General features: G+C 63.8%; 23 protein-coding genes, 1 pseudogene and 1 riboswitch. Of the genes and pseudogenes, 10 read left to right on the top strand and 14 right to left on the bottom strand.

Annotation, left to right across the window (positions count from 1 at the left end):
• Positions 1 to 187 precede the first annotated feature (187 nt).
• Positions 188 to 2,371 (top strand): YccS family putative transporter, encoded by a 2,184-nt coding sequence (yccS, locus tag GYA94_RS14250; protein WP_029886249.1) that lies wholly within the window; start codon positions 188 to 190, stop codon positions 2,369 to 2,371.
• Between the two features lie 49 nt (positions 2,372 to 2,420).
• Here the strand turns inward: yccS and GYA94_RS14245 are convergent, their stop codons facing one another.
• From GYA94_RS14245 to tkt, 10 genes are all read right to left on the bottom strand, one after another.
• Positions 2,421 to 3,158 (bottom strand): substrate-binding periplasmic protein, encoded by a 738-nt coding sequence (locus GYA94_RS14245; RefSeq protein ID WP_029886250.1) that lies wholly within the window; start codon positions 3,156 to 3,158, stop codon positions 2,421 to 2,423.
• 104 nt (positions 3,159 to 3,262) lie between these two features.
• A complete protein-coding gene (locus GYA94_RS14240) occupies positions 3,263 to 3,559 on the bottom strand; it encodes a winged helix-turn-helix domain-containing protein (RefSeq protein WP_110677484.1) in 297 nt (98 codons plus the stop codon).
• A 12-nt stretch (positions 3,560 to 3,571) separates the two neighbouring features.
• Positions 3,572 to 4,072 carry a M48 metallopeptidase family protein gene (locus tag GYA94_RS14235; protein ID WP_009681371.1) on the bottom strand — a complete coding sequence of 167 codons (501 nt, stop codon included), beginning with the start codon at positions 4,070 to 4,072 and terminating at the stop codon, positions 3,572 to 3,574.
• A 39-nt stretch (positions 4,073 to 4,111) separates the two neighbouring features.
• A complete protein-coding gene (locus GYA94_RS14230; RefSeq protein WP_029886251.1) occupies positions 4,112 to 6,232 on the bottom strand; it encodes a putative bifunctional diguanylate cyclase/phosphodiesterase in 2,121 nt (706 codons plus the stop codon).
• A gap of 248 nt (positions 6,233 to 6,480) precedes the next feature.
• Positions 6,481 to 7,545, bottom strand: a complete 1,065-nt coding sequence (gene fba / locus GYA94_RS14225) for a class II fructose-bisphosphate aldolase (RefSeq protein WP_009681373.1) — start codon at positions 7,543 to 7,545, stop codon at positions 6,481 to 6,483.
• A gap of 100 nt (positions 7,546 to 7,645) precedes the next feature.
• The gene (locus GYA94_RS14220; protein WP_009681374.1) at positions 7,646 to 7,975 is read right to left on the bottom strand and encodes an MliC family protein; all 330 of its coding nucleotides are present in this window, start codon (positions 7,973 to 7,975) and stop codon (positions 7,646 to 7,648) included.
• A 158-nt stretch (positions 7,976 to 8,133) separates the two neighbouring features.
• Complete coding sequence (locus tag GYA94_RS14215) at positions 8,134 to 8,385, bottom strand: hypothetical protein (RefSeq protein ID WP_029886252.1); 252 nt, start codon at positions 8,383 to 8,385, stop codon at positions 8,134 to 8,136.
• Positions 8,385 to 9,548: a phosphoglycerate kinase gene (locus GYA94_RS14210; RefSeq protein ID WP_110677480.1), complete on the bottom strand. Its 1,164-nt coding sequence runs from the start codon at positions 9,546 to 9,548 to the stop codon at positions 8,385 to 8,387. Before GYA94_RS14210 ends, GYA94_RS14215 begins: the two co-directional genes overlap by 1 nt.
• 12 nt (positions 9,549 to 9,560) lie before the next feature.
• Positions 9,561 to 10,622: an erythrose-4-phosphate dehydrogenase gene (gene epd, locus GYA94_RS14205; protein ID WP_009681378.1), complete on the bottom strand. Its 1,062-nt coding sequence runs from the start codon at positions 10,620 to 10,622 to the stop codon at positions 9,561 to 9,563.
• Between the two features lie 179 nt (positions 10,623 to 10,801).
• Positions 10,802 to 12,799 (bottom strand): transketolase, encoded by a 1,998-nt coding sequence (tkt, locus tag GYA94_RS14200; protein ID WP_161892531.1) that lies wholly within the window; start codon positions 12,797 to 12,799, stop codon positions 10,802 to 10,804.
• 250 nt (positions 12,800 to 13,049) lie between these two features.
• On the opposite strand from tkt, the gene GYA94_RS14195 reads away from it, so the two are divergent.
• The 4 genes from GYA94_RS14195 (at position 13,050) to GYA94_RS14180 (ending at position 17,611) form a co-directional block, all read left to right on the top strand.
• Complete coding sequence (locus GYA94_RS14195; protein ID WP_110677478.1) at positions 13,050 to 14,042, top strand: ArsR/SmtB family transcription factor; 993 nt, start codon at positions 13,050 to 13,052, stop codon at positions 14,040 to 14,042.
• A gap of 18 nt (positions 14,043 to 14,060) precedes the next feature.
• Entirely contained in the window at positions 14,061 to 15,251 is a 1,191-nt protein-coding gene (metK, locus tag GYA94_RS14190; RefSeq protein ID WP_009681381.1) for a methionine adenosyltransferase, read from the top strand.
• Positions 15,252 to 15,395: 144 nt separating this feature from the next.
• The gene (gene ligB, locus GYA94_RS14185) at positions 15,396 to 17,084 is read left to right on the top strand and encodes an NAD-dependent DNA ligase LigB (RefSeq protein ID WP_161892530.1); all 1,689 of its coding nucleotides are present in this window, start codon (positions 15,396 to 15,398) and stop codon (positions 17,082 to 17,084) included.
• Positions 17,085 to 17,218: 134 nt separating this feature from the next.
• Positions 17,219 to 17,611, top strand: a complete 393-nt coding sequence (locus GYA94_RS14180) for a DUF1090 domain-containing protein (protein WP_161892529.1) — start codon at positions 17,219 to 17,221, stop codon at positions 17,609 to 17,611.
• A 97-nt stretch (positions 17,612 to 17,708) separates the two neighbouring features.
• Here the strand turns inward: GYA94_RS14180 and GYA94_RS14175 are convergent, their stop codons facing one another.
• Positions 17,709 to 18,167, bottom strand: coding sequence for a c-type cytochrome (locus GYA94_RS14175; RefSeq protein ID WP_054912856.1), 459 nt, complete (start codon positions 18,165 to 18,167; stop codon positions 17,709 to 17,711).
• 119 nt (positions 18,168 to 18,286) lie between these two features.
• Between GYA94_RS14175 and mltA the strand changes: the two genes are divergently transcribed.
• On the top strand, positions 18,287 to 19,438 hold the full coding sequence (gene mltA / locus GYA94_RS14170) for a murein transglycosylase A (RefSeq protein WP_110677474.1): 1,152 nt from the start codon (positions 18,287 to 18,289) through the stop codon (positions 19,436 to 19,438).
• Positions 19,439 to 19,495: 57 nt separating this feature from the next.
• Here mltA and GYA94_RS14165 read toward each other — a convergent pair whose 3' ends face one another.
• Together GYA94_RS14165 and GYA94_RS14160 are read right to left on the bottom strand one after the other, a co-directional pair.
• The gene (locus GYA94_RS14165) at positions 19,496 to 19,882 is read right to left on the bottom strand and encodes an MAPEG family protein (protein WP_009681388.1); all 387 of its coding nucleotides are present in this window, start codon (positions 19,880 to 19,882) and stop codon (positions 19,496 to 19,498) included.
• A gap of 28 nt (positions 19,883 to 19,910) precedes the next feature.
• Complete coding sequence (locus GYA94_RS14160) at positions 19,911 to 20,744, bottom strand: EamA family transporter (RefSeq protein WP_009681389.1); 834 nt, start codon at positions 20,742 to 20,744, stop codon at positions 19,911 to 19,913.
• Between the two features lie 199 nt (positions 20,745 to 20,943).
• Between GYA94_RS14160 and GYA94_RS14155 the strand changes: the two genes are divergently transcribed.
• Positions 20,944 to 22,179: a cation:proton antiporter gene (locus GYA94_RS14155; protein ID WP_161892528.1), complete on the top strand. Its 1,236-nt coding sequence runs from the start codon at positions 20,944 to 20,946 to the stop codon at positions 22,177 to 22,179.
• Positions 22,180 to 22,206: 27 nt separating this feature from the next.
• On the opposite strand, the pseudogene GYA94_RS14150 reads toward GYA94_RS14155, so the two are convergent.
• Positions 22,207 to 22,545, bottom strand: a pseudogene (locus GYA94_RS14150) (acyl-CoA thioesterase); the annotation flags it as partial.
• A gap of 178 nt (positions 22,546 to 22,723) precedes the next feature.
• Positions 22,724 to 22,820, top strand: a riboswitch (S-adenosyl-L-homocysteine riboswitch).
• A 20-nt stretch (positions 22,821 to 22,840) separates the two neighbouring features.
• Here GYA94_RS14150 and ahcY point away from each other — a divergent pair.
• From ahcY to GYA94_RS14135, 3 genes are all read left to right on the top strand, one after another.
• Positions 22,841 to 24,250: an adenosylhomocysteinase gene (ahcY, locus tag GYA94_RS14145; protein WP_161892527.1), complete on the top strand. Its 1,410-nt coding sequence runs from the start codon at positions 22,841 to 22,843 to the stop codon at positions 24,248 to 24,250.
• A gap of 257 nt (positions 24,251 to 24,507) precedes the next feature.
• Positions 24,508 to 25,353 (top strand): methylenetetrahydrofolate reductase [NAD(P)H], encoded by an 846-nt coding sequence (metF, locus tag GYA94_RS14140; protein WP_161892526.1) that lies wholly within the window; start codon positions 24,508 to 24,510, stop codon positions 25,351 to 25,353.
• Between the two features lie 93 nt (positions 25,354 to 25,446).
• Positions 25,447 to 26,523 carry a hypothetical protein gene (locus tag GYA94_RS14135; protein WP_110677471.1) on the top strand — a complete coding sequence of 359 codons (1,077 nt, stop codon included), beginning with the start codon at positions 25,447 to 25,449 and terminating at the stop codon, positions 26,521 to 26,523.
• The last annotated feature ends 5 nt before the right edge of the window (positions 26,524 to 26,528 follow it).

Below are 26,528 nucleotides of genomic sequence, written 5' to 3'. Positions count from 1 at the left end.
CGGGGCGCTTTTTTTTGTGGCCCGTGCCCGGCGCCGGAAACTGCGCTGCGCCCCTTCGCGGGCATGCCCGCTCCCACGGGGTTTTGTGCAGTACCTGTGGGAGCGGGCGCGCCCGCGAAGGGCCGCAAAGCGGCCCCAGTAACCGGTTCTGAAAGGTATTCCTCTGATCACTGCCTAGCAGGCCAACATGTCATCGAGCTCGTTCCGTCAGTCACTGCGTCGCCTGTGGGGCCAAGACAAGTTCAGCTATAGCATCCGGGTCACCATCGCCCTCACCGGCAGCCTGGCCCTGTGCTGGTACCAGAACGAGATGGCCCTGCTGATCCCGCTGTTCCTCGGCATCATCGCCAGCGCCCTGGCCGAAACCGACGACAGCTGGCAGGGCCGCCTCAGCGCCCTGGCCGTCACCCTGGTGTGTTTCGCCATTGCTGCGCTGGCGGTCGAACTGCTGTTCCCCTACCCCTGGTTCTTCGCCATCGCCCTGGCCCTGGCAGCGTTCAGCCTGACCATGCTCGGCGCACTGGGCGAGCGCTACGGGGCCATTGCCTCGGCAACCCTGATCACCGCGGTGTATACCATGATCGGCGTAGACCAGCGCGGCGGCCAGGTCACGGATTTCTGGCACGAGCCCATGCTGCTGGTGGCGGGCGCGGCCTGGTACGGGCTGTTATCGGTATTGTGGCAGGCGCTGTTCTCCAACCAGCCGGTCCAGCAGAGCCTGGCCAAGCTGTTCTTCGAGCTGGGCAGCTACCTGAAACTCAAGGCCAGCCTGTTCGAGCCGGTGCGCACCCTCGACGTCGAAGCCACACGCCTGGCCCTGGCCCAGCAGAATGGCAAGGTGGTGGCAGCCCTGAACGCGGCCAAGGAAATCATCCTGCACCGGGTCGGCAACAGCCAGCCAAACTCCAAGGTCAGCCGCTACCTGAAGCTGTATTTCCTGGCCCAGGACATCCACGAGCGGGTCAGTGCCTCGCATTACCCCTACAACGCCCTGACCGAAACGTTCTTCCACAGTGACGTGATGTTCCGCTGCCAGCGCCTGCTGCGCAAACAGGGCTCGTCCTGCCAGGAGCTGGCCCGCTCGATCCGCCTGCGCCAGCCTTTCGTGCTGGCCAGCGGTTATCCCGAGGCCCTCGAAGACCTTAACGCTGCGCTGGAGCACCTGCGCCTGCAAAACAATCCGGCCTGGCGCGGCCTGTTGCGCTCGCTGCGGGCCCTGGCTGCCAACCTGGCCACGCTCGACCGCCTGCTCAGTGCCGCGAGCAACCCCGACAGCCTGGCCGACGCCAGTGACAGCAGCCTGCTCGACCGCTCGCCACGCTCGCTCAAAGACGTGTGGACCCGCCTGCGTACCCAGCTGACACCCACGTCGCTGCTGTTCCGGCATGCCTTGCGCCTGCCCTTGGCGCTGTCGATCGGCTACGGCATGGTGCACCTGATCCACCCCACCCAGGGCTACTGGATCATCCTCACCACCCTGTTCGTCTGCCAGCCCAACTACGGTGCGACCCGGCGCAAGCTGGTGCAGCGCATTTTCGGCACGGCCATTGGCCTGACCGTTGGCTGGGCCTTGTTCGACCTGTTCCCCAACCCGCTTATCCAGTCGCTGTTCGCCGTAGTTGCCGGGGTGGTGTTCTTCGTCAACCGCACGACCCGCTACACCCTGGCCACGGCCGCGATCACGCTGATGGTACTGTTCTGCTTCAACCAGATCGGCGACGGCTACGGCCTGTTCCTGCCGCGCCTGTTCGATACCCTGGTGGGCAGCCTGATTGCCATCCTTGCGGTGTTCCTGTTCCTGCCTGACTGGCAGGGGCGGCGCCTGAACAAGGCGCTGGCCAATACCCTGGCCTGTGCCAGCGTGTACTTGCGCCAGATCATGCAGCAGTATGCCCACGGCAAGCGCGACGACCTGGCCTACCGCCTGGCCCGGCGCAATGCCCACAACGCCGACGCGGCGCTGTCCACCACCCTGGCCAACATGCTGATGGAGCCGGGGCATTTCCGAAAGGAGGCCGATGTCGGCTTCCGGTTCCTGGTGCTGTCGCACACCCTGCTCAGCTACCTCTCGGGGCTGGGCGCGCACCGCGATACGGCATTGCCGGCCCAGGCCCAGGAACAGTTGATCGAAGGTGCCGGGCAAAGCCTGGCCAGCAGCCTGGACGAAATCGCCAACGGCCTGGCAGCGCGGCTGCCCGTGGCCATTCACAGCGATGCCGAAGAAGCGCTGGCCAACGCCCTGGAGCAGATGCCAGATGAGCTGGATGAACATCAACGGCTGGTGCAGACACAACTGGCGCTGATCTGCCGGCAGTTGGGGCCATTGCGGACCTTGGCCGCGCACCTGATCAAGGAAGGCAACCCGGGCTGAGGCCTGACCCGGCCTTTATCCACGAAGAGGCCGGTAATGCCAGCCAAGCTCAAAAGCCATGCTGGCGCAGCAGCCGGGCATAGCTGCCATCGGCCTTCATCGCTGCGATCGCCTGCTCGAACCGCTCGACAATCCGCGCACGCTCCGGGTGCTTCAGGCTGACCAGGATATGCAGGGTGTTCTCCCCCAGCGGCGGCTCAACCAGCACCACCTCGTCACGCACCTGCTGCGGTTCACGCTGCAGGTTGTAGCGGGCAACGTACTCGTCTTCCACCGCCAGGTCTACTCGCCCTGCTGCGACCATGCGCAGTGCCGAGGAAAAGGTGCGCACCGCCACCTTGTGCAGGCGCGGATCGCCGTCGAACCCAGGGGAATAGGCGTAATCACGCACGACAGCGATGGTGTAGGGGTAAAGGTCCGACTGTTGCCGGTAGCGTATCGCCTGGCCTTTTCGCTGCAGCAAGCGGATGCGGTTGGTCAGGTATGGCGTGGAGAACTGCCCGATGCTGGCGCGCGCCTCGTTGTACCAGGCATCGATCAACACGTCGTAGCGCCCTTGCGCAACGCCCTGCAGCGCCCGCGCCCAGGGCGCCTCCTCATAGCTGCTGGCGTAGCCGGCACGGGCCAGCGCCGTGGTGACGATGCTGGTCGCCAGGCCACCGCCCGGCAGGTCTACATCGGTGAACGGGGGCCATTTGTCCGCCACCAGGCGCAGCTTGCCCTGGCCCAGGGCAGGTGTTGCCAGCAAGATTGCCAGTACTCCCAGCGCACAAAGCAGTGGCCGCATGCTTATGTCCTTTTGCCATGGAGGGCACACACTGCGGGTGAGATTACACAACCGCACTGCCGGGGGCAGCGGCCAATAGTGTCATTTTGCCTCTATTTTTGGCCTCAAGGGTAACCCAGCACGTCGCGGATCTGCCGCAGATGCTGGCTGATCCACTGTTTGTCGACCGCGCCCCAGTCACGAATTCGGTAATGCCCGGCGTGGTTGCGCGCGCCTTCCTGTTGCTCGAACTCGCAAACGATGTCCAGGTCGGCCAGCGCGGCGATGGTGTCCTGGGCGGTGCGCCGCGGCATACCGGTGGCTTCCACCAGGGCCGGCACGCTGGTCGCGGTGCGGCTGTCGATCAGCCAGGCTACGTACAGGCGCCGGTAGAAGCTGCTTTTGGTCTTGCTCACGTCCATGCTGCATGTTCCTCAGAGGTTGCCCGGCAGTTCCCGGTAGGTCAGGTAGACGCGCAGGTCGAATTCCAGTTGGTGATAATCGGGCTCCATGTGCTGGCAGAGCTGGTAGAACGCCTTGTTGTGGTCGCGCTCGCGCAAGTGCGCCAGCTCATGCACCACGATCATGCGCAAGAACTGCGGTGCGGCCTCCTTGAACAGCGAGGCGATACGGATTTCCTTCTTGGCCTTGAGCTTGCCGCCCTGCACCCGCGACACCGCGGTGTTCAGGCCGAGCGCGCGGTGGGTCAGGTCGAGCCGGCTATCGAACAACACCTTGTCCAGGCCCGGCGCACTGCGCAGGTACTGCTGGCGCAGCTCCTGGGCATAGCCGTACAGCGCCTTGTCGCTTTGCACATCATGGCGCCCGGGGTAGCGGCGCTGCAGGTACTCGCCCAGGCGGTCGCTGTCGATCATCTTGCGCACCTGCTCTTGCAGGTGCGGCGGGTAGGCTTGCAGGTAACGTAATACGGTCATGGCAGTGCATTCGGCGTAACGAATGCCGATTCTAGCCAATCATGGCGCTGGCCAGGAGAAAATCACCGGGAAGCGGGTAGCGTCCGAGGCGGTCATGGGGTGGGCCACCAGGAAACCCTGCACATACTCGCAACCATTGGCCTTGAGCCAGGCTGCCTGGGCCGGGGTTTCCACGCCCTCGGCAATGACCGTGATGCCGTAGTCGGCGCACAAGCTGATGACACTGCGCACCAAGGCGGTATCCACTGCCGTATCAGGCAAGCGTGCCACCAGGTGGCGATCCAGCTTCAGGGTATCGATCGGCAGGTCCCGCAGCATGCGCAGTGAACAGTCGCCGGCGCCAAAGTCATCCAGCGCCACCCGTACGCCCAGCTCGCGCAGGCGATGGATCTGTTTCACCGCCGCATCGATGTTGTACATCAATGAGGTCTCTGCAACCTCGACCTCCAGTTGCGCCGGGTCCAACTGGTAAAACTGGATCACCCGCTGCAGTTCTTCGACCAGCCCGGGCATGACGAACTGCGCACGGCTCAGGCTGATGCCCAGCACCAGGTCTGCGGGAAAGTGCTGGTACCAGGCATGGCGTTGGGCCGCGCCCTGGCGGTAGATCCAGCTGGCCAGCCGGTTGATCAGCCGGGCTTCCTCGAGCAGAGGAATGAACAGGCCTGGCGGCACATCGCCGACGCTCGGGTGCTGCCAGCGCAACAAGGCCTCGAAGCCGCGCAGGTGGCCATCGATGAAGCTGACCTGCGGCTGGTACACCAGAGTGAAGTCCTGTTGCTCGATGGCGGTGCGCACGCTGTCTTCGAGCATCAGCCGCGAACGCGCCCGCCCGTTGAGTTCCTGGTCGTAAAAGCGGTACTGCTGGCGCCCGGCCTGCTTGGCGGCATACATCGCCGCATCGGCTGCGCGCAGCAGGCCTTCGACATTGGCACCGCATTCCGGATAGGTGGCAATGCCGATGCTCACCCCAAGGCACACATCCAGGCCGTCCACTTCATGGCGGATGGACACCCGCTCCAGCAGCCGCTCGGCATAACGCCCAGCCTGCTCCGGGTAAGGCAGGCTGTCGAACAGCGCGGTGAATTCATCGCCGCCCATGCGCGCCAGCAAGGCCTCGCTGCCCAGGCAGTCCTTGAGTTGCTCGGCGACCCAGCGCAGCACCCGGTCACCGGCGTCATGGCCAAGGGTGTCGTTGATGCGCTTGAAGCCGTCCAGGTCCATGTACATCAGCGCCTGGGCCTTGTCCGAGCGCTCGTTGCGCAACAGAGCGCCCTCGGCCGCCTGGTAGAAACCGCGGCGGTTCAGCAGGCCGGTCAGCGGGTCGGTAACGGCCTGGTACTCCAGTTGCTGGTGCAGGTTGCGCACTGCCGACATGTCCAGCACGGTCACCACCATGGCCTGCTGGTCGGCTGGCAACGGCGCGCACGACAATGCCACCGGAACAAGCTCGCCGGCCAGCGTGCGCAGTTGCGCGTCGTGCACGCGGTAGATTTCTTGCCCCAGGTAAGCGCGGTAGAACTCCGATTCAAGCCACGGGCAGGCAGCGGGAAGCTGCACCAGGTCGAGCAGTTGGGCGCCCTGAATGTGCTGCACGGGAGCCGCCAGCAAGCGGGAAATGGCCGGGTTGGCAAAGCTGATCACGCCCTGTGCGTCCACCACCAGAATGCCTTCGGCGGCGTTCTCCAGAATCGACCCATTGAACGCCCTGGCGGCTTCCAGCTCCCGGGTCAGGCGCTGCAACATGCGCCGGTTGCGCTGCTGGTCGAGCAAGGCCTGGACTTTGGGCTTGAGAACCTTGGGGTCGAACGGTTTGAACATGTAGTCCACGGCGCCGCTGGCGTAGCCTTTGAGCACGGCCGCTTCGGACTGTTCGTTCGCGGTCAGGAAAATGATCGGTGTCAGCCGCGTACGTTGGCTGCCGCGCATCAGCCGGGCAACTTCAAAGCCGTCCATCTCCGGCATTTGCACGTCCAGCAGGACCAGGTCGACATCATGCTCCAGCAAGGTGCTGAGGGCTTCCATCCCCGAACCGGCTGTCAACACCTGCCAATCTTGCCGAGCCAGCAAAGCCCGCATGCTGATGAGGTTTTCGGGGTAATCGTCTACCACCAGAAGAACCGAACTGCCATCCAGTGGCTGAGGGTAAGCGCCATCCATGCTGCTTCTCTTGTATGTCCAACTACGACTTGCTATTGGCTCCGAGCTTAACTCTAGCTGTGGCTACGAAAGACGCAATGCAAGGCATGGCAATAAGCCATGGACGAAGAAATTAGTCGACTAACGGTAGCTGTGCAACATGACTGTGAGCCTGATGCCGGGGGCCGCCAAATCGCTCTCAAGGCCTGAATGCCAAGCAAAAAAAACCCGCATTTCTGCGGGTCTTTCTATAACGCTCAACGGTTCGATCAGTTGACCTTGGCCGCCAGCTCGCCTTTGGCATAGCGCTGGAACATGCCTTCCAGGGAGATCGGCTTGATCTTCGAGGCATTGCCTGCAGTGCCAAACGCTTCGTAACGGGCGATGCACACATCACGCATGGCCTTCACGGTTTCAGCGAAGAACTTGCGAGGGTCGAACTCGCTCGGGTGCATGGCCATGTGGCGGCGCATGGCACCGGTGGAAGCCAGGCGCAGGTCGGTGTCGATGTTGACCTTGCGCACGCCGTACTTGATGCCTTCAACGATTTCTTCAACCGGTACGCCGTAGGTTTCCTTGATCTCGCCACCGTACTGGTTGATGATCGCCAACCACTCCTGCGGTACCGACGAGGAGCCGTGCATCACCAGGTGGGTATTGGGGATGCGCTTGTGGATTTCCTTGATACGCTCGATGGCCAGGATGTCACCGGTTGGCGGCTTGGTGAACTTGTAGGCACCGTGGCTGGTACCAATGGCGATGGCCAATGCATCGACCTGGGTCTTCTTGACGAAGTCAGCGGCTTCTTCCGGGTCGGTCAGCATCTGGCTGTGGTCCAGAACACCTTCGGCACCGATACCGTCTTCTTCACCGGCCATGCCGGTTTCCAGCGAACCCAGGCAGCCCAGCTCGCCTTCTACCGAAACGCCACAGGCGTGCGCCATGGCCACGGTCTGCTGGGTGACACGCACGTTGTATTCGTAGTCGGTCGGGGTCTTGCCGTCTTCGCCCAGCGAGCCGTCCATCATGACCGAGCTGAAGCCCAGCTGGATCGAGCGCTGGCAGACATCAGGGCTGGTGCCATGGTCCTGGTGCATGCACACCGGAATGTGCGGGAATTCTTCGATGGCAGCCAGGATCAGGTGGCGCAGGAACGGGGCGCCGGCGTATTTGCGGGCACCGGCCGAGGCCTGCACGATCACCGGGGAGTCGGTCTTGTCGGCCGCTTCCATGATGGCGCGCATCTGCTCGAGGTTGTTGACGTTGAAAGCTGGTACGCCGTAACCGAACTCGGCGGCGTGGTCCAGCATCTGGCGCATGCTAATGAGTGCCATTGTGTATCTCTCTCCCGACAAGCGTCGTATGTTTCGTGCAAGCCTGCCGCAGGGGCGGTTGCTGTTCAAGTAGTGTGGGCCGCCATTGCGGCCCGGCCAGTCACGGTGCCTTGCAGCCCCGCCCAATCAGATCGTTGGTTGCCACCCAGTACACCAGGCCTTCTTCGCCCTTGGTGTGGAAGGCCAGCATGCCATCGCTGTACAGCGCGCCCGAGGCACCTGGTTCGGCCTTGAGCCGGTAGACCTGGTCACCGCCGCCCAGGCGCACGTCGACCTGGTCACGCTGGGCATCGGCGAAGCGCCACAGCACCTCGGCCTGGGTATCGCAGACCCAGCGGGTCCAGTTGTCTGCCGGGGCGGGTTGCGCCGGCTGCAGCAGTGAGCAGCCTGCCAATGTCGCCAGGACCGTCACGGCCAAAAGCGCTTTCATTCAGTTTCCTCGATTTGGGGCTGCTTTGCAGCCCTTCGTGGGCTTGCCCGCTCCCACAGGTCAAGCGCGGTACCTGTGGGAGCGGGCAAGCCCGCGAAGGGCGCACGGCGGCCCCTTTCCAAGACCACAAATCAGCCTTCAGGTTGCCTGTTACCCGATCAAGGGCAACCCGGCGCCTTGCGCTGGTGGTCTTCGTCGTACTTTTCCAGGCCTTCCGGGCCCACACGCTTGCTGATCACCGGCACGGTCTCGGCCTGCCACTCGGACTGGTAGCAGCCGCCCTTGGGCGGCTGCGCCGGGTCGTCAGGCGAAGCCGGGCTGCCGGAGCACGCGCTCAGCAGACCCGCCAGCACCATCACAGGCAATTGCTTGACCATCAGGCCACTCCCTTTGCCAGGCGCCGAAGTCATCAGGCCTTGGCCCGCTCTTCCAGGATTGCCACGGCTGGCAGGACCTTGCCCTCGACGAACTCGAGGAACGCGCCGCCACCGGTAGAAATGTAGGAGATTTCCTTGCTAACGCCATATTTGTCGATGGCCGCCAGGGTGTCACCGCCACCGGCGATGGAGAACGCGTCGCTGTCGGCGATGGCCTTGGCCAGCACCTGGGTACCCTTGCCGAACTGGTCGAACTCGAACACGCCGACCGGGCCGTTCCACAGGATGGTCTTCGACGACTTCAGCAACTCGGCGAACTGGGCTGCGGTTTGCGGGCCGATGTCCAGGATCATGTCGTCGGCGGCAACATCGGCGATGGCCTTGACGGTGGCTTCGGCATCTTCGGCGAACGCCTTGGCGACCACCACGTCAACCGGCAGCGGCACATTGACCTTGGCAGCGATGGCCTTGGCCGTGTCGACCAGGTCCGGCTCGTACAGCGACTTGCCGACAGGGTGGCCGGCAGCGGCCAGGAAGGTATTGGCAATGCCACCACCGACGATCAGCTGGTCGCAGACCGCGCTCAGGCTGTTCAGCACGTCCAGCTTGGTGGAAACCTTGGAGCCGGCGACGATAGCCGCCATCGGCTTGGCCGGCGCCTTCAGGGCTTTGCCCAGGGCATCCAGCTCGGCAGCCAGCAGCGGGCCTGCAGCTGCAACCTTGGCGAACTTGGCCACACCGTGGGTCGAGCCCTCGGCGCGGTGCGCGGTGCCGAACGCGTCCATGACAAACACGTCGCACAGCGCAGCGTACTGCTGGGCCAGCTCGTCGGCGTTCTTCTTCTCGCCCTTGTTGAAGCGCACGTTCTCGAACAGCACCAGCTCACCGGCCTGCACCGCGACGCCGCCCAGGTAGTCGGCAACCAGCGGCACCTCGCGGCCCAGGGCCTTGCACAGGTACTCGGCAACCGGCTTGAGGCTGTTTTCGGCAGAGAACTCGCCTTCGGTCGGGCGGCCCAGGTGCGAGCAGACCATTACCGCCGCGCCCTTCTCCAGGGCCAGCTTGATGGTCGGCAGCGCTGCCAGGATGCGCGCGTCGCTGGTTACCACACCGTCCTTCACAGGCACGTTGAGGTCTTCGCGGATCAGTACGCGCTTACCTTGCAGGTCGAGGTCGGTCATCTTCAACACGGTCATGAATGCAGTCCTTCAGGGCTGTTTATTGCGGGTTGGGTGAACGACGTGCAGATAGTGTTCGGCAACGTCGAGCATACGGTTGGCGAACCCCCATTCGTTATCGAACCAGGCCAGCAGGTTGACCAGGCGGGGCCCGGCAACACGCGTCTGGCTGGCATCGACGATCGCCGAATGCGGGTCATGGTTGAAATCACAGCTGGCATGCGGCAGCTCGGTGTAGGCCAGCAAGCCTTTCAGCGGGCCGGCCAGCGCGGCCTCGCGCAGCACCCGGTTGACCTCGGCGGCACTGGTGTCGCGGGCGGTCTGCAGGGTGATGTCCAGGCAAGACACGTTGACGGTCGGCACGCGTACCGCTTTGGCCTGGATTCGCCCGGCAAGTTCCGGAAGCAGGCGCTCGATACCGCGCGCCAGACCAGTGGACACCGGTATCACCGACTGGAAGGCCGAACGGGTGCGGCGCAAGTCTTCGTGGTGATAGGCGTCGATCACCGGCTGGTCGTTCATCGCCGAGTGGATGGTAGTGATCTGCACGTACTCGATGCCGAACGCCTGGTCCAGCACACGCAACAGGGGCACGCCGCAGTTGGTGGTGCAGGAGGCATTGGAAACCAGCCGCTCCTGGCCGGTCAGGCAAGCCTGGTTGATGCCATAGACCACGGTGGCATCGACATCGGCCTCGCTGGCCATGGGCTGGGAGAACAGCACGCGCGGGGCACCGGCATCGAGGAAGCGCTGGCCGTCGGCGCGGGTGTTGTAGGCACCGGAGCACTCCAGCACCAGGTCGATACCCAGGGCAGCCCAATCGATGCCTTCGGGGGTGGCGCTGCGCATGACTTTCACGCAGTCGCCATTGATATGCAGGCAGTCGCCGTCGACCTTCACCTGGCCAGGGAAGCGGCCGTGGGTGGAGTCGAAGCGAGTCAGGTACTCCAGGCTGGCCTGGTCGGCCAGGTCATTCAGCGCAACGATCTCGAAACCGGCCTTCGCCCCCCGCTCGAACAGCGCGCGCAGGACACAGCGGCCGATACGGCCATAACCGTTGAGTGCAACTTTGTAGGGACGCAGGTGGGGCATTCGTTGGCTCGCTAACGCATGATGGCGGTTGGGGCCGCGTGGCGGCCCATCGCGACGCAAGGCCGCTCCCACAGGGTGCGGCATGCGCAGTACCCTGTAGGAGCGGCCTTGTGTCGCGATGGAGGGCAGAGCCCTCCCCTTGCACGACCTGGAGGGCGTCACTGCCCTCCCGGGTTACATCAGTCTTCCAGCAGCTCTTCGGCAGTACCGAGGATGTTCTCCAGGGTGAAGCCGAACTCCTCGAACAGGGCCGAAGCCGGCGCCGACTCACCGTAGGTGGTCATGCCGATCACGCGGCCTTCCAGGCCGACGTACTTGTACCAGAAGTCGGCGTGGGCGGCTTCGATGGCGATGCGCGCGCCCACTTCCAGCGGCAGCACGGACTGCTTGTAGGCAGCATCCTGGGCATCGAACACGCTGGTGCACGGCATGGAAACCACGCGCACCTTGCGCCCCTGCTCGGTCAGCTTGTCAAAGGCCTGAACCGCCAGGCCCACTTCCGAACCGGTGGCGATCAGGATCAGCTCAGGCTCGCCTGCACAGTCCTTGAGCACATAGCCACCACGGCTGATGTCGGCGATCTGCTGCGCGCTGCGCGCCTGGTGCTGCAGGTTCTGGCGCGAGAAGATCAGCGCCGAAGGGCCGTCCTTGCGCTCCAGGGCGTTTTTCCAGGACACAGCGGATTCAACGGCGTCAGCCGGGCGCCAGGTGTCCAGGTTCGGCGTGCTGCGCAGGCTGGTCAGCTGCTCGATCGGCTGGTGGGTAGGGCCGTCTTCGCCCAGGCCGATGGAGTCGTGGGTATACACATGGATCACACGCTGCTTCATCAGCGCCGACATGCGCACGGCGTTGCGGGCGTATTCCATGAACATCAGGAAGGTCGCGCCGTAAGGCACCAGGCCGCCGTGCAGGGCAACACCGTTCATGATGGCGGTCATGCCGAACTCGCGTACGCCATAGAACACGTAGTTGCCGCTGGCGTCATTGGCCTCGACGCCCTTGCAGCCCTTCCACAGGGTCAGGTTGGAGCCGGCCAGGTCGGCCGAACCGCCGAGGAACTCGGGCAGCAGCGGGCCGAAGGCGTTCAGGGCGTTCTGGCTGGCCTTGCGGCTGGCAATGGTTTCACCCTTGGCAGCCACTTCTTCGATGTAGGCCTGGGCCTTGGCACTGAAGTCGGCCGGCAGTTCGCCGCGGGTACGGCGCTTGAACTCGGCAGCCAGCTCCGGGTAAGCCTTGGCGTAGGCGTCGAAGCGCTGGTTCCACTCGGCTTCGACCTGGGCACCGGCAGCCTTGGCATCCCACTCGGCATAGATGTCGGCCGGGATTTCGAACGGGCCGTAGTTCCAGTTCAGGGCCTGGCGGGTCAGGGCGATTTCGTCGTTGCCCAGCGGTGCGCCGTGGCAGTCTTCCTTGCCCTGCTTGTTCGGCGAACCGAAACCGATGGTGGTCTTGCAGCAGATCAGGGTCGGGCGTTCGCTCTTGCGGGCGGTCTCGATGGCGGTCTTGATCTCGTCGGCGTCATGGCCGTCGACGTTGCGGATCACCTGCCAGTTGTAGGCTTCGAAGCGCGCAGGGGTGTTGTCGGTGAACCAGCCGTGCACTTCGCCGTCGATGGAGATGCCGTTGTCGTCGTAGAAGGCGACCAGCTTGTTCAGGCCCAGGGTGCCGGCCAGCGAGGCGACTTCGTGGGAGATGCCTTCCATCATGCAGCCGTCGCCCAGGAACACATAAGTGTTGTGGTCGACGATGGTGTGGCCGTCACGGTTGAACTGGGCAGCCAGCACTTTTTCTGCCAGGGCGAAGCCCACGGCGTTGGCGATACCCTGGCCGAGCGGGCCGGTGGTGGTCTCCACGCCCGGGGTGTAGCCGTATTCCGGGTGGCCCGGGGTGCGGCTGTGCAACTGACGGAAGGCCTTGAGGTCGTCGATCGACAGGTCGTAGCCGGTCAGGTGCAGCAGCGAGTAGATCAGCATCGAGCCGTGGCCGTTGGACAGCACGAAGCGGTCGCGGTCGGCGAAGTGCGGGTTGCTCGGGTTGTGTTTCAGGTAGTCACGCCACAGTACTTCGGCGATATCCGCCATGCCCATGGGGGCACCTGGGTGGCCGCTATTAGCCTTTTGCACGGCATCCATGCTGAGGGCGCGAATGGCGTTGGCACGTTCACGACGGCTGGGCATCGCTGGTCTCCTGGGGGGCTTGTAGAGGTGGTGTCACGAAAAAGACGACCATTTTCGCCCACTGGGGGGCTTGGGGCAAACATTTAAGCGCCAAGCGGCCAGCTTTAAGCTTCAAGAAAGAAGCAGGGGCCGAGCCGGACTGCTCTGGAGCCTGTAGCCTGCAGTTTGAAGGCTGCAACTCATCGCCAATATCAAAACTTTTTGATATTGGCCTTGCTAGGGCACCAATGCCTGACTAGACTGCCCGCCCATGAACCTCCGTGTGCAATCGATCCCCGAGCAATGCGAAACATTGGCCGCCCTGTGCAAGGCCAGTGGCGACGCCTTGCGCCTGAACGTGCTGCGAGCCCTGGCCAACGACTCGTTCGGTGTACTGGAGCTGGCCCAGATCTTCGGCATCGGGCAGTCGGGCATGAGCCACCACCTCAAGGTGCTGGCCCAGGCAGAGCTGGTCGCCACCCGCCGTGAAGGCAATGCCATCTTCTACCGCCGCGCCCTGCCCGACAGCCTGCGCCTGGGTGGCCGGCTGCACGCGGCGCTGCTGGAAGAGGTGGATGCCCTGGCCCTGCCGGCCGATGTGCAGACGCGCATCGCGCAGGTCCAGCAACGCCGCGCGGTCACCAGCCAGGACTTCTTCCTGCGCGTGGAAGAAAAGTTCCGCGCCCAGCAAGACCTGATCGCCGGCCTGCCGCAGTACCGCGAGAGCCTGCTGGCGCTGCTCGACAAGCTGCATTTCGACCCGGCGGCCAGTGCCCTGGAAGTCGGCCCCGGCGACGGTGGTTTTCTACCCGACCTGGCCAGGCGCTTTGCCCACGTCACTGCACTGGACAACAGCGCGACCATGCTCGAACTGGCGCGCCAGGTGTGCCAGCGCGAGGGGCTCGACAATGTGACCCTGCAGTTGGCCGATGCACTGGGTGCCACGGATGTGGCCGCCGACTGCGTTGTGCTGAACATGGTACTGCACCATTTCAGCGACCCGGCCCTGGCCTTGCGCCAGCTGGCCAAACGGGTGAAGGCAGGCGGCAGCCTGCTGGTCACCGAGTTGTGCAGCCATGACCAGGGGTGGGCCCGCGAAGCCTGCGGCGACCTGTGGCTTGGCTTTGAACAGGACGACCTGGCCCGCTGGGCCAACGCGGCCGGGCTGGCCCATGCGGACAGCCTGTACGTGGGCTTGCGCAACGGCTTCCAGATCCAGGTCCGGCACTTCCAGCGCACGGCTGGCGACATACACCATCGGTAAATTTCAGGAACCTTCGAGATGAGCGAATACTCCCTTTTCACCTCCGAGTCCGTGTCCGAAGGGCATCCGGACAAGATCGCCGACCAGATTTCGGACGCAGTCCTCGATGCCATCATCGCCCAGGATAAATACGCCCGCGTAGCGTGTGAAACACTGGTCAAGACCGGTGTCGCCATCATCGCCGGCGAGGTCACCACCTCGGCCTGGGTCGACCTGGAAGACCTGGTGCGCAAAGTCATCATCGATATCGGCTACAACAGCTCCGACGTCGGCTTCGACGGCGCCACCTGCGCCGTGATGAACATCATCGGCAAGCAGTCGGTAGACATCGCCCAGGGCGTCGACCGCTCCAAGCCGGAAGACCAGGGCGCCGGCGACCAGGGCCTGATGTTCGGTTATGCCAGCAACGAAACCGAAGTGCTGATGCCGGCGCCTATCTGCTTCTCGCACCGCCTGGTCGAGCGCCAGGCCGAAGCACGCAAGTCCGGCCTGCTGCCATGGCTGCGCCCGGATGCCAAGTCGCAGGTCACCTGCCGCTATGAAAACGGCAAGGTCGTAGGCATCGACGCAGTGGTACTGTCGACCCAGCACAACCCTGAGGTTTCGCAGAAAGACCTGCAAGAAGCGGTGATGGAGCTGATCGTCAAGCACACCCTGCCTGCCGAACTGCTGCACAAAGGTACCCAGTACCACATCAACCCGACCGGCAACTTCATCATCGGTGGCCCGGTGGGCGACTGCGGCCTGACCGGCCGCAAGATCATCGTCGACTCCTACGGCGGCATGGCGCGTCACGGTGGTGGTGCGTTCTCCGGCAAGGACCCGTCCAAGGTCGACCGCTCCGCCGCCTACGCCGGCCGCTACGTGGCCAAGAACATCGTCGCCGCCGGCCTGGCCGAGCGTTGCGAGATCCAGGTGTCGTACGCCATTGGCGTGGCCCAGCCGACCTCCATCTCGATCAACACCTTCGGTACCGGCAAGGTCTCCGACGAGAAGATCATCCAGCTGGTGCGCGAGTGCTTCGACCTGCGCCCGTACGCGATCACCACCATGCTCGACCTGCTGCACCCGATGTACCAGGAAACCGCTGCCTACGGCCACTTCGGCCGTACCCCGCAGCAGAAGACTGTCGGCGACGACACCTTCACCACCTTCACCTGGGAGCGTACCGACCGCGCCCAGTCGCTGCGTGACGCTGCTGGCCTGTAAGTTTTCCTGCAGCGCTGGACGAAAGCCCCTGCCGAGCGATCGGCAGGGGCTTTTTCATGACATATCGACTCACAATCGCTTACCGGCAATGCCTGCCAGCTTGCCTACGCTGAGGGGCCAACCCGCCATGCAAGGATGCAGGCCATGCCGCTCATGCTGTTCATCACCCTGCTCGGGGTGCTCGCCGCGCCACTGGCGCACGCCAGCTCATGCCCCGGCTGGAACCCCCAGCAAGTCGCCAGCGAGGTTGCCCAACTGCGAAAAACCCTTGGCAGTTGGGACGACCACTACCATCGCCAAGGCATTGCCTTGGTACCTGATGAGCTTTATGACCAGAGCCGCCAACGCCTCGCGCAGTTGCAGCAGTGCTTCGGCCTGGCCGGTGGCCCTGCGCCCCTGGCCAACGCGGGCGGCCCGGTACCCCACCCCATTCCCCACACTGGCATCGACAAGCTGCACGACCGCCACGCTGTGCAGCGCTGGCTGGCCGGCAAGGCCGATGTCTGGGTCCAGCCCAAGGTCGATGGCGTGGCGGTGTCGCTCATTTACCGAGAGGGCCGCCTGGTGCAGCTGATCAGCCGGGGCAACGGCGCCCAAGGGCACGACTGGAGCCGCCACATCCCCCAGCTGGGTAGCATCACCCGCCAGCTGCCGCAGGCCATGGACCTGCAGTTGCAGGGTGAGCTGTACCTGCGCTTGAACGCTCATGTTCAGGCCCAGGCGGGCGGCGCCAAGGCGCGCGATACCGTGGCCGGGTTACTCGCCCGCAAGCGCCTGAGCAGCGAACAAGGCGAGGCGGTGGGCCTGTTCGTCTGGGACTGGCCGCAAGGCCCCGAGCAACAGGCCGAACGCCTCGCGCAGCTGGCACAGCTGGGCTTTGCCGACAGCCAGCGCTACAGCGTTGCCATCAATACGCTGGATGAGGCGGCCCAATGGCGTGAACACTGGTACCACGCTGCCCTGCCCTTCGCCAGCGATGGTGTGGTGCTGCGCCAGGGTAGCCGGCCACCCGCTGAACGGTGGCAGGCCAAGGCACCGTACTGGCTCGCCGCCTGGAAGTACCCGTACATGCAAGCATTGGCCGAAGTTCGCGACGTGCGCTTTCGGGTCGGTCGTACCGGGCGGGTCACGCCCGTGCTGCACCTGCTGCCGGTAACCCTCGACAACCGACGGGTCACGCAAGTGAGCATGGGTTCGCTGGCGCGCTGGCACAGCCTGGACATTCGCCCTGGGGACCAGGTGGCGGTGAGCCTGGCCGGGCTGACCATTCCGCGCCTGGAGCAGGTGGTACACCGCGCTGTCGAGCGCGTGCCGGTAGCGGTACCGGCAGCTGGCCAGTATCACGCCCACAGTTGCTGGCAGGCCAGCGTGGGCTGTGAAGAACAGTTCATTGCCCGCCTGGCGTGGCTGAGCGGCAAGCACGGCCTGGCCCTGCCGCGCACCGGGCCGGGCACCTGGCGCCGGCTGGTCGCAGCCGGGCTGGCAACCTCGCTCACTGACTGGCTGCAACTGGATGCCACACGCCTGAGCGAGGTTGCAGGAATCAGTGCGCGAACGGCAGCCCAGTTGCGCAGCAGTTTCGACGACGCCCGCACCCGGTCGTTTGACCAGTGGCTGCGGGGGCTGGGCGCTCCCCTACCCAATGGCATGCAGATTACTGGCGACTGGCAAGCACTGGCGGCCCGCACGGCTGACACTTGGCAGGTATTACCCGGCATTGGCGAAAAGCGCGCACGACAACTGATGGATTTTTTTGCAGCCGCCGAGGTTCGAGCCATAGCAACGCAGCTGGGCGAGCACGGTATCGAAGGCTTTGAGCGCCCTAAGCAATGATTTTTTACCAATTAGCCTGTAGGAAATTCCTGAGATTCAAGCGGAAATACCCGGCAAGGGTTTCTAAAAGGACAAAACCAAGGCAGGATTTCACCCTAATTTTTTGCTGCCCCGCCCCGTCCAGGAGGCTTTTCATGAAACGTATTTCCACCCTTTTCCTGCTCGCGACCATTGCGGCGGCCGCAGGCACCGCCCAGGCTGCCCAGCCGGATGCCGGCCTGACTGGCTGCGCCGCCAAGCGCAGCGCCATCGAGAACCAGCTGAAGATTGCCCGTGACCACGGCAACAGCGACCAGGTCGCAGACCTGGAAGCAGCGCTGCGCGGGGTCGACAACTGCACCGACGCCAGCCTGCGCAAGGAACGCGAGCAAAAGGTGCTCGACGCCCGTCATGAAGTGGCGCAGCGCGAAAAAGACCTGAAGAAGGCCGAGAAAAAGGGCGACGCCGAGAAGATCAACAAGCGCAAGGACAAACTCGCCGAGTCGCGCAAAGAGCTGCAGGAAGCAGTAGACGATCTCGACCGCTGAGGTATCTGACTTGCAAGTGCGGTCTTTGTGGGAGCGGCCTTGTGTCGCGCCCACAGAAGCATGTGCAAGCCTCAGGTTTGTGCAAACAGCACAGCCATCAATGATTGCGAAACTCGCTATGGCAGGCCTTGCAGGCCGCCTCGACCTTGTCCATCGGCGCTTTCAGTTGCGCAGGGTCCAGCGGCTGCGTGCGGGTCACATCGACCAGTTCGCCGGTCACGCCTTCCAGCTGCCGGGCCAGCTCATGGAAGCGCGCCTGGCGCTCCCACACTGCGGCACGGGCACTGCTGTCACCGCCATCGCGTACCTGCGGGAAGTGCTGCCACGGCTGGTGCGAGAGGTTGTCCAGTTGCAGCGCACCGCCGGCAAACTTCACCCCGTCGAACGGCAACCGGCCACGCAACATGCCGCCCAGGTCTTCGCTGGTCTTGAGCATGTCCTTGAAGATGACCTTGCGCTTGCCCAGCGGCGAGTTGGGGTCAACCCGCTCGCAACCACTCAAGGCTGCACCCAGGGCCACTGCTGCCAGCACTACAACGGTCAATCGCTTCAACATGACGCTCACTTCGGCCTGCGAAAAGGGGCGGCCAGTATCGCTGCCCCGCAGCCAAACACCAATAGCCACATAAAAAACAGGGGCGAATCTTCATGTTCACCCACCACAGGAATGCACACATGAAATCTGCCCTGCGCCACCTGGCCTGGACATTCCCGGTACTGGCCCTGCTGGCTGGCTGCAATGGCGGCGAGAGCGCCAAGCCCGAGCCGCATGCGGTAGCCACCTACGCCCCCGCCACCTGGAAAGACCTGCCCGCAGTCAGTGACGAAGACTTGCTGGCCGGGTTCTACGCCTGGCGCAGCGGTTGCGAAAAACTCAAGCGCGACCCGGTCTGGGCCGCGACCTGCGAAGCGGCGGGTAGCGCCCAGGCCAGTGCCGCGCAGGTGCGCACCTTCCTGGAGCAGAACCTGGAGGTCTACGGCCTGCGCTCGGCCGAGAACAACGCCAACGGCCTGATCACCGGCTACTACGAACCGGTCTACCCCGGCAGCCTGAGCCCATCGAAAACCAACCATGTGGCGGTTTACGGCGTGCCCGAGGACATGATTGTCGTCGACCTGGCCAGCGTGTACCCCGAACTCAAGGGCAAGCGCTTGCGTGGCCGCCTCGAGGGTCGGGTGCTCAAGCCTTACGACACCGCCGAGGTGATCAACCGTGACGGCGTGAAAGCCCCCGTGCTGGCCTGGCTGAGCGACCCGATGGACCTGCAGTTCCTGCAGATCCAGGGCTCAGGCCGAATCCAGCTGGAAGATGGCCGCCAGCTGCGCCTGGGCTATGCCGATCAGAACGGCCACCCCTACCGGCCGATCGGTCGCTGGCTGGTCGAGCAGGGCCAGTTGAAAAAGGACGAGGTGAGCATGGGCGCCATCCATGCCTGGGCCCAGGCGAACCCCCAGCGCGTCGCGGAGTTGCTTGCCAGCAACCCAAGCTACGTGTTCTTCAGCACCCGCCCGGACAGTAACGAGGGCCCGCGCGGTTCGCTGAACGTACCGCTGACCCCAGGCTACAGCGTGGCCATCGACCGCAAGGTGATCCCTCTGGGTAGCCTGTTGTGGTTGTCCACCACGCGCCCCGACGGCTCGCCGGTGGTGCGCCCGGTTGGCGCCCAGGACACGGGCGGCGCCATTGCTGGCGAAGTGCGTGCCGACCTGTTCTGGGGTACCGGGCCCGAGGCCGGCGAGTTGGCGGGGAACATGAAGCAGCAAGGGCAGATCTGGATGCTCTGGCCCAAGGGCCAGCCGCTGCCAGAGGTGCCCAAGGTTCCTTGACGTTGCGCGGGCCCTGCGAGGGCGGCTTCAGCCGCGCCACAGGGCCCACGCAGGCCTTCAGATGGAAACCACGAAGAACGCCACGATGATCGCCAGCCCGGCCAGCCATACCAGCGAGCGCAAGGCAGCCCAGTCGGCCAGGTAGCAAATGATGTAGAGCAGCCGGCTGGTGATGTACATCACCCCCAGAACATCCTGGGTCACCTGCTCGGCATTGCCGACAATGTCTGCCACCAGCACGGCTGCGGCGAACGCCGGAAATGCCTCGTAGCTGTTCTGCTGCGCAGCATGCGCGCGGCGTGGCAGCCCGGACAGCGTATCGAGGAAGGCACGCGGGTCATGGTTGTCCCGCATGCCAAAGCGGCCACTGCTGACCTTGGCGATCAAGGCACACAGCGGCGGCAGGAACAGCGCGATCAGGATGCACCACAAAGCGACGGTCATAGGCAGGACTCCTTGTTCAGTCTTCAGGTCAGAGCTTCATTACCAGCATGCCGGCCAGCACCAGCCCGCAAGCTAGGAGTCTTGGGCCGCCAAAAGGTTCTTTGAGGTAGCGCATACCCAGTAACACCACCAGCACCACGCTCAATTCCCGCAATGCCGCAGCCTCGGCCACAGAGCCCAGGTGCATGGCCCACAGCACCAGCGCGTAGCTGAACAGCACACAGAACCCTACCGCCAGCCCCAGGCGCCACTGGCTGCGCCAGAACGCTACGAAGGGCGCACGCCGCGCCACACTGGCCAGTAGCGGGAATGGCCAGGCACTGAGCAGGGTCAGCCACACCAGGTAATCCCACGGCTTGCCCCACAGGCGCACGGCCTGCCCGTCGAACCAGGTGTAGCAACCGATGCACAGGCCGATCAGGGCCACCACCGGTAGCATCGCCCAGGGCAGCCGGTCACCGCCGCCGCCCTGCCACAGCAGGCAGGCCATGCCGCACGGAATCAGCAGGATCCCGATGATCTGCTGCTGGCTCAGCGACTCCCCGGCAAACGCCAGGGTCAAGCCCAGCACCACCAGCGGCGACAACCCGCGCATCAGAGGGTAGACCAGGCCCAGGTCACCCACCCGGTAGGCCTGGATCAGCAGGTAGCGGTACAGCTGCTCGGCCAGCGCCGAAGCCAGCAGCCACGGCCAGATACTGGCCGGTGGCAGTTGCACGAACGGCAGCGCCAGCACGGCGAAGGCCAAGGCCACGGTGTCCATGCTGGCAATGACCAGCAGCCGCTCGCCGCTGAATTTGATCAGGGTGTTCCAGGTCGCGTGCAGCAGCGCGGCGACCAGCACCAAGGATGTTGCCAGCACGTCTTGTTTTCCTTATGGCTTTCGTGGCTGTGAATATAGAGCGTTAGCGGGCCATTGTGCGGCCAATCGCCGGCCCCAGAATGGGAACGTTCGCAACGAATTCGGTCAAAGGCTGTGTCCCGAACCCCTCGCCAGGTCATCAAAGAACTGCCCGAGCCATTCGGGTTACGACTTGGAAGCCACTGTTACAGGATTCGGGATGCTTGAATTAGTTGCCGCGTTTATCTGCCTGACCACCCTCCTCACCTATGTGAACTACCGTTTCATCGGCCTGCCGCCCGCCATCGGCGTGATGGTCACGGCGCTGTTGTTTTCCCTGATGCTGCAAGGCCTGAGCCTGATCGGCTTCCCTGGCCTGGAAGAGCGCGTCGAAGGCCTGATGAACCAGATCGACTTCAATGACCTGCTGATGCACTGGATGCTGGCATTTCTGCTGTTTGCCGGCGCCCTGCACGTCAACCTCACCGACCTGCGCAGCTACCGCTGGCCGATTGGGCTACTGGCGACCGTGGGCGTGCTGATTGCCACCGTGGTCATCGGCTACCTGTCGCATTGGGTCTTTGCCATGTTCGGCTGGCAGGTTCCGCTGATCTACTGCCTGCTGTTCGGTGCACTGATTTCACCGACCGACCCGATTGCCGTGCTCGGTGCGCTGCGTACCGCCAATGCGCCGAAACCCTTGAAGACCACCATCGTCGGCGAGTCGTTGTTCAACGACGGTACCGCCGTGGTGGTGTTCACCGTGTTGCTGGGCATCATCCAGCTGGGCGAAACCCCAAGCATCAGCGACACGGCGGTGCTGTTCGTCCGCGAGGCCATTGGCGGTGTGCTCTTCGGCGGCCTGATCGGCTACGCCACCTACCGCATGATCAAGAGCGTGGAGCAGTACCAGGTCGAGGTCATGCTGACCCTGGCACTGGTGATCGGCGGCTCGGCGATGTGCTACGAGCTGCACGTGTCGGCGCCGATCGCCATGGTGGTGGCGGGCCTGATCATCGGCAACCTGGGGCGCAACCTGGCCATGAACGACATGACCCGCCGCTACATGGACGGTTTCTGGGAGCTGATCGATGACATGCTCAATGCGCTGCTGTTCGCCCTGATCGGCCTGGAGCTGTTGCTGCTGCCGTTCAACTGGATGCACCTGGCCGCTGGCGGCGTGCTGGCGCTGGCGGTGCTGCTTTCGCGGTTGCTGACCGTGGCCCCGGCCATCGTGCTGTTGCGGCGCTGGCGGCCGGTGCCCAAAGGCACGGTGCGGGTACTGACCTGGGGGGGCTTGCGTGGCGGGGTCTCGGTGGCCCTGGCGCTGTCGCTGCCCTTGGGCGATGAGCGCGACCTGCTGCTGTCGATTACCTACATCGTGGTGCTGTCGTCGATCCTGGTGCAGGGCTTGAGCATCGGCCGGGTGGTGCGCAAGGTCAGCGCCCAGCCTTGAGAATGCCGGGGCCGCTCTGCGGCCCATCGCCGGCAAGCCGTCTTCACCCAGGTTGACGAAGACCATCTTGTCGACGGTCAGGATGCTCTTGCGGGTGATCTTGTTGCGTACCTCGCATTTGAGGGTGATCGAGGTGCGGCCGAACTCCGTCGCGGTGATGCCCAGCTCGATGATGTCGCCCTGGCGCGAGGCACTGACGAAATTGATTTCCGACATGTACTTGGTCACCACGCGCTGGTTGCCCAGCTGTACGATGGCGTAGATCGCCGCCTCTTCGTCGATCCAGCGCAACAGGCTGCCACCGAACAGGGTGCCATTGGGGTTGAGGTCTTCGGGTTTAACCCACTTGCGGGTGTGAAAGTTCATCAGTACTCCTGACCTGCTTGGCTAACGTGCGCCCATGATGGCAGAGCAGCTGCGATCGCTCCATTGCACATCGACTATCGTCGCGATTAATCGACAGAAAACCTTGGGCAACCCGGCAGGCACAGCTATAATCTGCGCCGCTTCACATGGTTGCCCACAGCGGTGCCATGCCCGCCACCTGTCCGAGGGGCGCTGCAGCAGGCTAGGCCTGTCAGGCTCGGATGGGGCGTTGCTCGCTCTCGCGGGCGCTTAACGCACAACGGCGCCCATTCGCACACTACGAATGGAGGCTCTCATGAGCGCTGCAAACATGCCTGCTGGTTTTACCGATTTCAAAGTCGCCGACATCTCCCTGGCCGCCTGGGGCCGTCGCGAAACCATCATCGCCGAATCGGAAATGCCTGCGCTGATGGGCCTGCGTCGCAAGTACCTGGCCGAGCAACCGCTCAAGGGTGCGAAGATTTTGGGCTGCATCCACATGACCATCCAGACCGCCGTGCTGATCGAAACCCTGGTAGCCCTGGGTGCCGAAGTGCGCTGGTCGTCCTGCAACATCTTCTCCACCCAGGACCAGGCCGCCGCCTCCATCGCCGCTGCCGGTATCCCGGTGTTCGCCTGGAAAGGTGAAACCGAAGAAGAGTACGAGTGGTGCCTGGAGCAGACCATCCTCAAGGATGGCCAGCCATGGGACGCCAACATGATCCTCGACGACGGTGGCGACCTGACCGAACTGCTGCACAAGAAGTACCCGCAGGTACTGGACCGCGTGCACGGCGTGACCGAAGAAACCACCACTGGCGTGCACCGCCTGCTGGACATGCTGGCCAAGGGCGAGCTGAAAGTCCCGGCAATCAACGTCAACGACTCGGTCACCAAGAGCAAGAACGACAACAAGTATGGCTGCCGTCACAGCCTGAACGACGCCATCAAGCGTGGTACCGACCACCTGCTGTCGGGCAAGCAGGCGCTGGTGATCGGCTACGGCGACGTGGGCAAGGGTTCGGCGCAGTCGCTGCGCCAGGAAGGCATGATCGTCAAGGTCACCGAAGTCGACCCGATCTGCGCCATGCAGGCCTGCATGGACGGCTTCGAGGTGGTATCGCCGTTCATCGACGGTATCAACGACGGCAGCGAAGCCAGCATCGATAAAGCCCTGCTGGGCAAGATCGACCTGATCGTGACCACCACCGGCAACGTCAATGTCTGCGATGCCAACATGCTCAAGGCCCTGAAGAAGCGTGCCGTGGTGTGCAACATCGGCCACTTCGACAACGAGATCGACACGGCCTTCATGCGCAAGAACTGGGCCTGGGAAGAGGTCAAGCCGCAGGTGCACAAGATCCACCGCACCGGTGCCGGCAGCTTCGACCCGCAAAACGACGACTACCTGATCCTGCTGGCCGAAGGCCGCCTGGTAAACCTGGGCAACGCCACCGGCCACCCAAGCCGCATCATGGACGGTTCGTTCGCCAACCAGGTCCTGGCGCAGATCTTCCTGTTCGAGCAGAAGTTCGCCGACCTGTCGGCCGAGAAGAAGGCCGAGCGCCTGACCGTGGAAGTGCTGCCGAAAAAGCTCGACGAAGAAGTGGCCCTGGAAATGGTCCGCGGCTTCGGCGGCGTGGTCACCCAACTGACCAAACAGCAAGCCGACTACATCGGCGTGACCGTCGAAGGCCCGTTCAAGCCGCACGCTTACCGCTACTAAGCGGCAGGGTTGGAGCTGCTAGCAGCGAGTTGCAAGTTGCAAGTTGCAAGTTGCAAGTTGCAAGCAGAAGCAGACCGTGTTGCTGCTGCTTGTAGCTCCAGCCTTTTAAAACCTTGAACGATGACCAGCCAGACCGGCCATCACCGATCTGGCTTTTACTTGCAGCTTGAAGCTTGCAGCTTGAAGCTTGCAGCTTGCCGCTTGCCGCTTGCCGCTTGCCGCTTGCCGCTTGCCGCTTGCTGCCAGAGGAACGCCTGATGTCAAAAGAACGCCGCTACAGTTTCGAGTTCTTCCCGACCAAGACCGATGCCGGTCATGAAAAGCTGATGGGTGTAGCCCGCCAGCTGGCTGCCTGCAACCCGGACTTCTTCTCCTGCACCTACGGTGCCGGTGGTTCGACCCGCGACCGTACGCTGAACACCGTGCTGCAGCTGGAAAGCGAAGTACAGGTACCGGCCGCCCCGCACCTGTCGTGCGTGGGCGACACCAAGGCTGAACTGCGCGCCCTGCTGGCCGAGTACAAGGCCGCCGGCATCAAGCGCATCGTGGCCTTGCGCGGCGACCTGCCGTCGGGCATGGGCATGGCCTCCGGCGAACTGCGCTACGCCAGCGACCTGGTCGAGTTCATCCGCGCGGAAACCGCCGATCACTTCCACCTGGAAGTGGCTGCCTACCCCGAAATGCACCCACAGGCGCGCAACTTCGAGGCCGACCTGGGCAACTTCGTGCACAAGGTCAAGGCCGGTGCTGACAGCGCCATCACCCAGTACTTCTTCAACGCCGACAGCTACTTCTACTTTGTCGAGCGCGCGCAGAAGCTGGGCGTGGATATCCCGGTGGTGCCGGGCATCATGCCAATCACCAACTACAGCAAACTGGCACGCTTCTCCGATGCCTGTGGCGCCGAGATTCCGCGCTGGATCCGCAAGCAGCTGGAAGCCTACGGTGATGACACCACAAGCATCCAGGCCTTCGGCGAAGAAGTCATCACCCGCATGTGCGAACAACTGCTGCAAGGCGGCGCACCGGGCCTGCACTTCTACACCCTGAACCAGGCCGAGGCGAGCCTGGCGCTGTGGAACAACCTCAAGCTCCCGCGCTGAAACTTTTTGGCAATGTCTGCTTAAGAAATGATTAAGGCTTTGGTCATAGACTAAGGCCTTGTTCTTTTTTGGGTTACACAGGTCTTGCCTGCCATGCAGCATCCCCAGCCATCTCGCCCACAGCTCGTCTACCTGGCTTTTGGCCCCGCGACCTATCATCAGGAAGCCTGTTTCAGCATCATCAGCGCCCTTGCCCAGCTCGGCGGCACCGCCAGCAGCGTCATGGACATCCAGGTCTACACCGACAACCCGCAACCCTATGCCGGGCTACCGGTCACCACTCATGTACTGGACGAGGCCACGCGCCAAGCCTGGAACGCCCCGCACGGCTACCACTTTCGCAGCAAGCATGTGCTGTTGCGCCAAGTACTGCGCCAGCACCCGCTGGCCGTGCTGATCGACACCGATACCTTTTTCCGCAAGTCACCACTGCAACTGTTCGACCGGGTCGCGCCCGGCAAGCTGCTGTGCAACACCATCGGCCCGCACTATGGGGCGAACCCGAAGTGCCTGCTGTATAAAAACCTGCTGGGCCCTCTGCAGTCCCGCGGCCTGGCCGACTGCCAGATGCCGCTGGTCAACTCCGGGGTGATCGGCCTCACTGCCGCCGACGCGGGCACCCTGGACCGCTCCATCGACCTGATGGACACGCTCTACCCGCTGGCCCGCGAGGCCTACACCCTGGAAGAATTCTGCCTGGCAGTCGTGGCCCACGGTCACCTGCAGCTGGCGGCATGCTCCGACGTCATTCACCATTACTGGAGCCGCAAGGCGCAGTTCCGCGCCAAGATCCAGGCCTGGCTGGCCAAACATGGGCAACATCCACTCAGCCCGGCAGCGCTGGCCGACGTCGCCCTGGTCAACGACCAGCTGCCCCGGCCACCGGCCTTGCACCGCCTGGGCTACAAGGCATTGAGCCTGACCCTTCCGCCCCAGGAACGTCAGTTTGCCCGTGAGTTGCTGTACGGCTGCTACCCCTACGCCAACGAGTTCGACCGCGCCTGCGCGTCGGCCTGGTGGGACAAGGCCCTGGAAAACCTCAATGCCCGCCACGGCCCCACCGACCCCGAGCGCCTGCGCCAGTGCTTGCGCCACCCCGGGCTGCGCTTGTCGCTGGGGGAACGACGCAAGGACATCGAGCATCACCTGCTCAGGTCTTCCCACGCTTGAATGGC

Source organism: Pseudomonas juntendi (assembly GCF_009932375.1).
Lineage (GTDB): Bacteria > Pseudomonadota > Gammaproteobacteria > Pseudomonadales > Pseudomonadaceae > Aquipseudomonas > Aquipseudomonas juntendi.
Note: the sequence above shows the minus strand (reverse complement) of the source record. Positions and strands in the feature narration are given on the sequence as shown.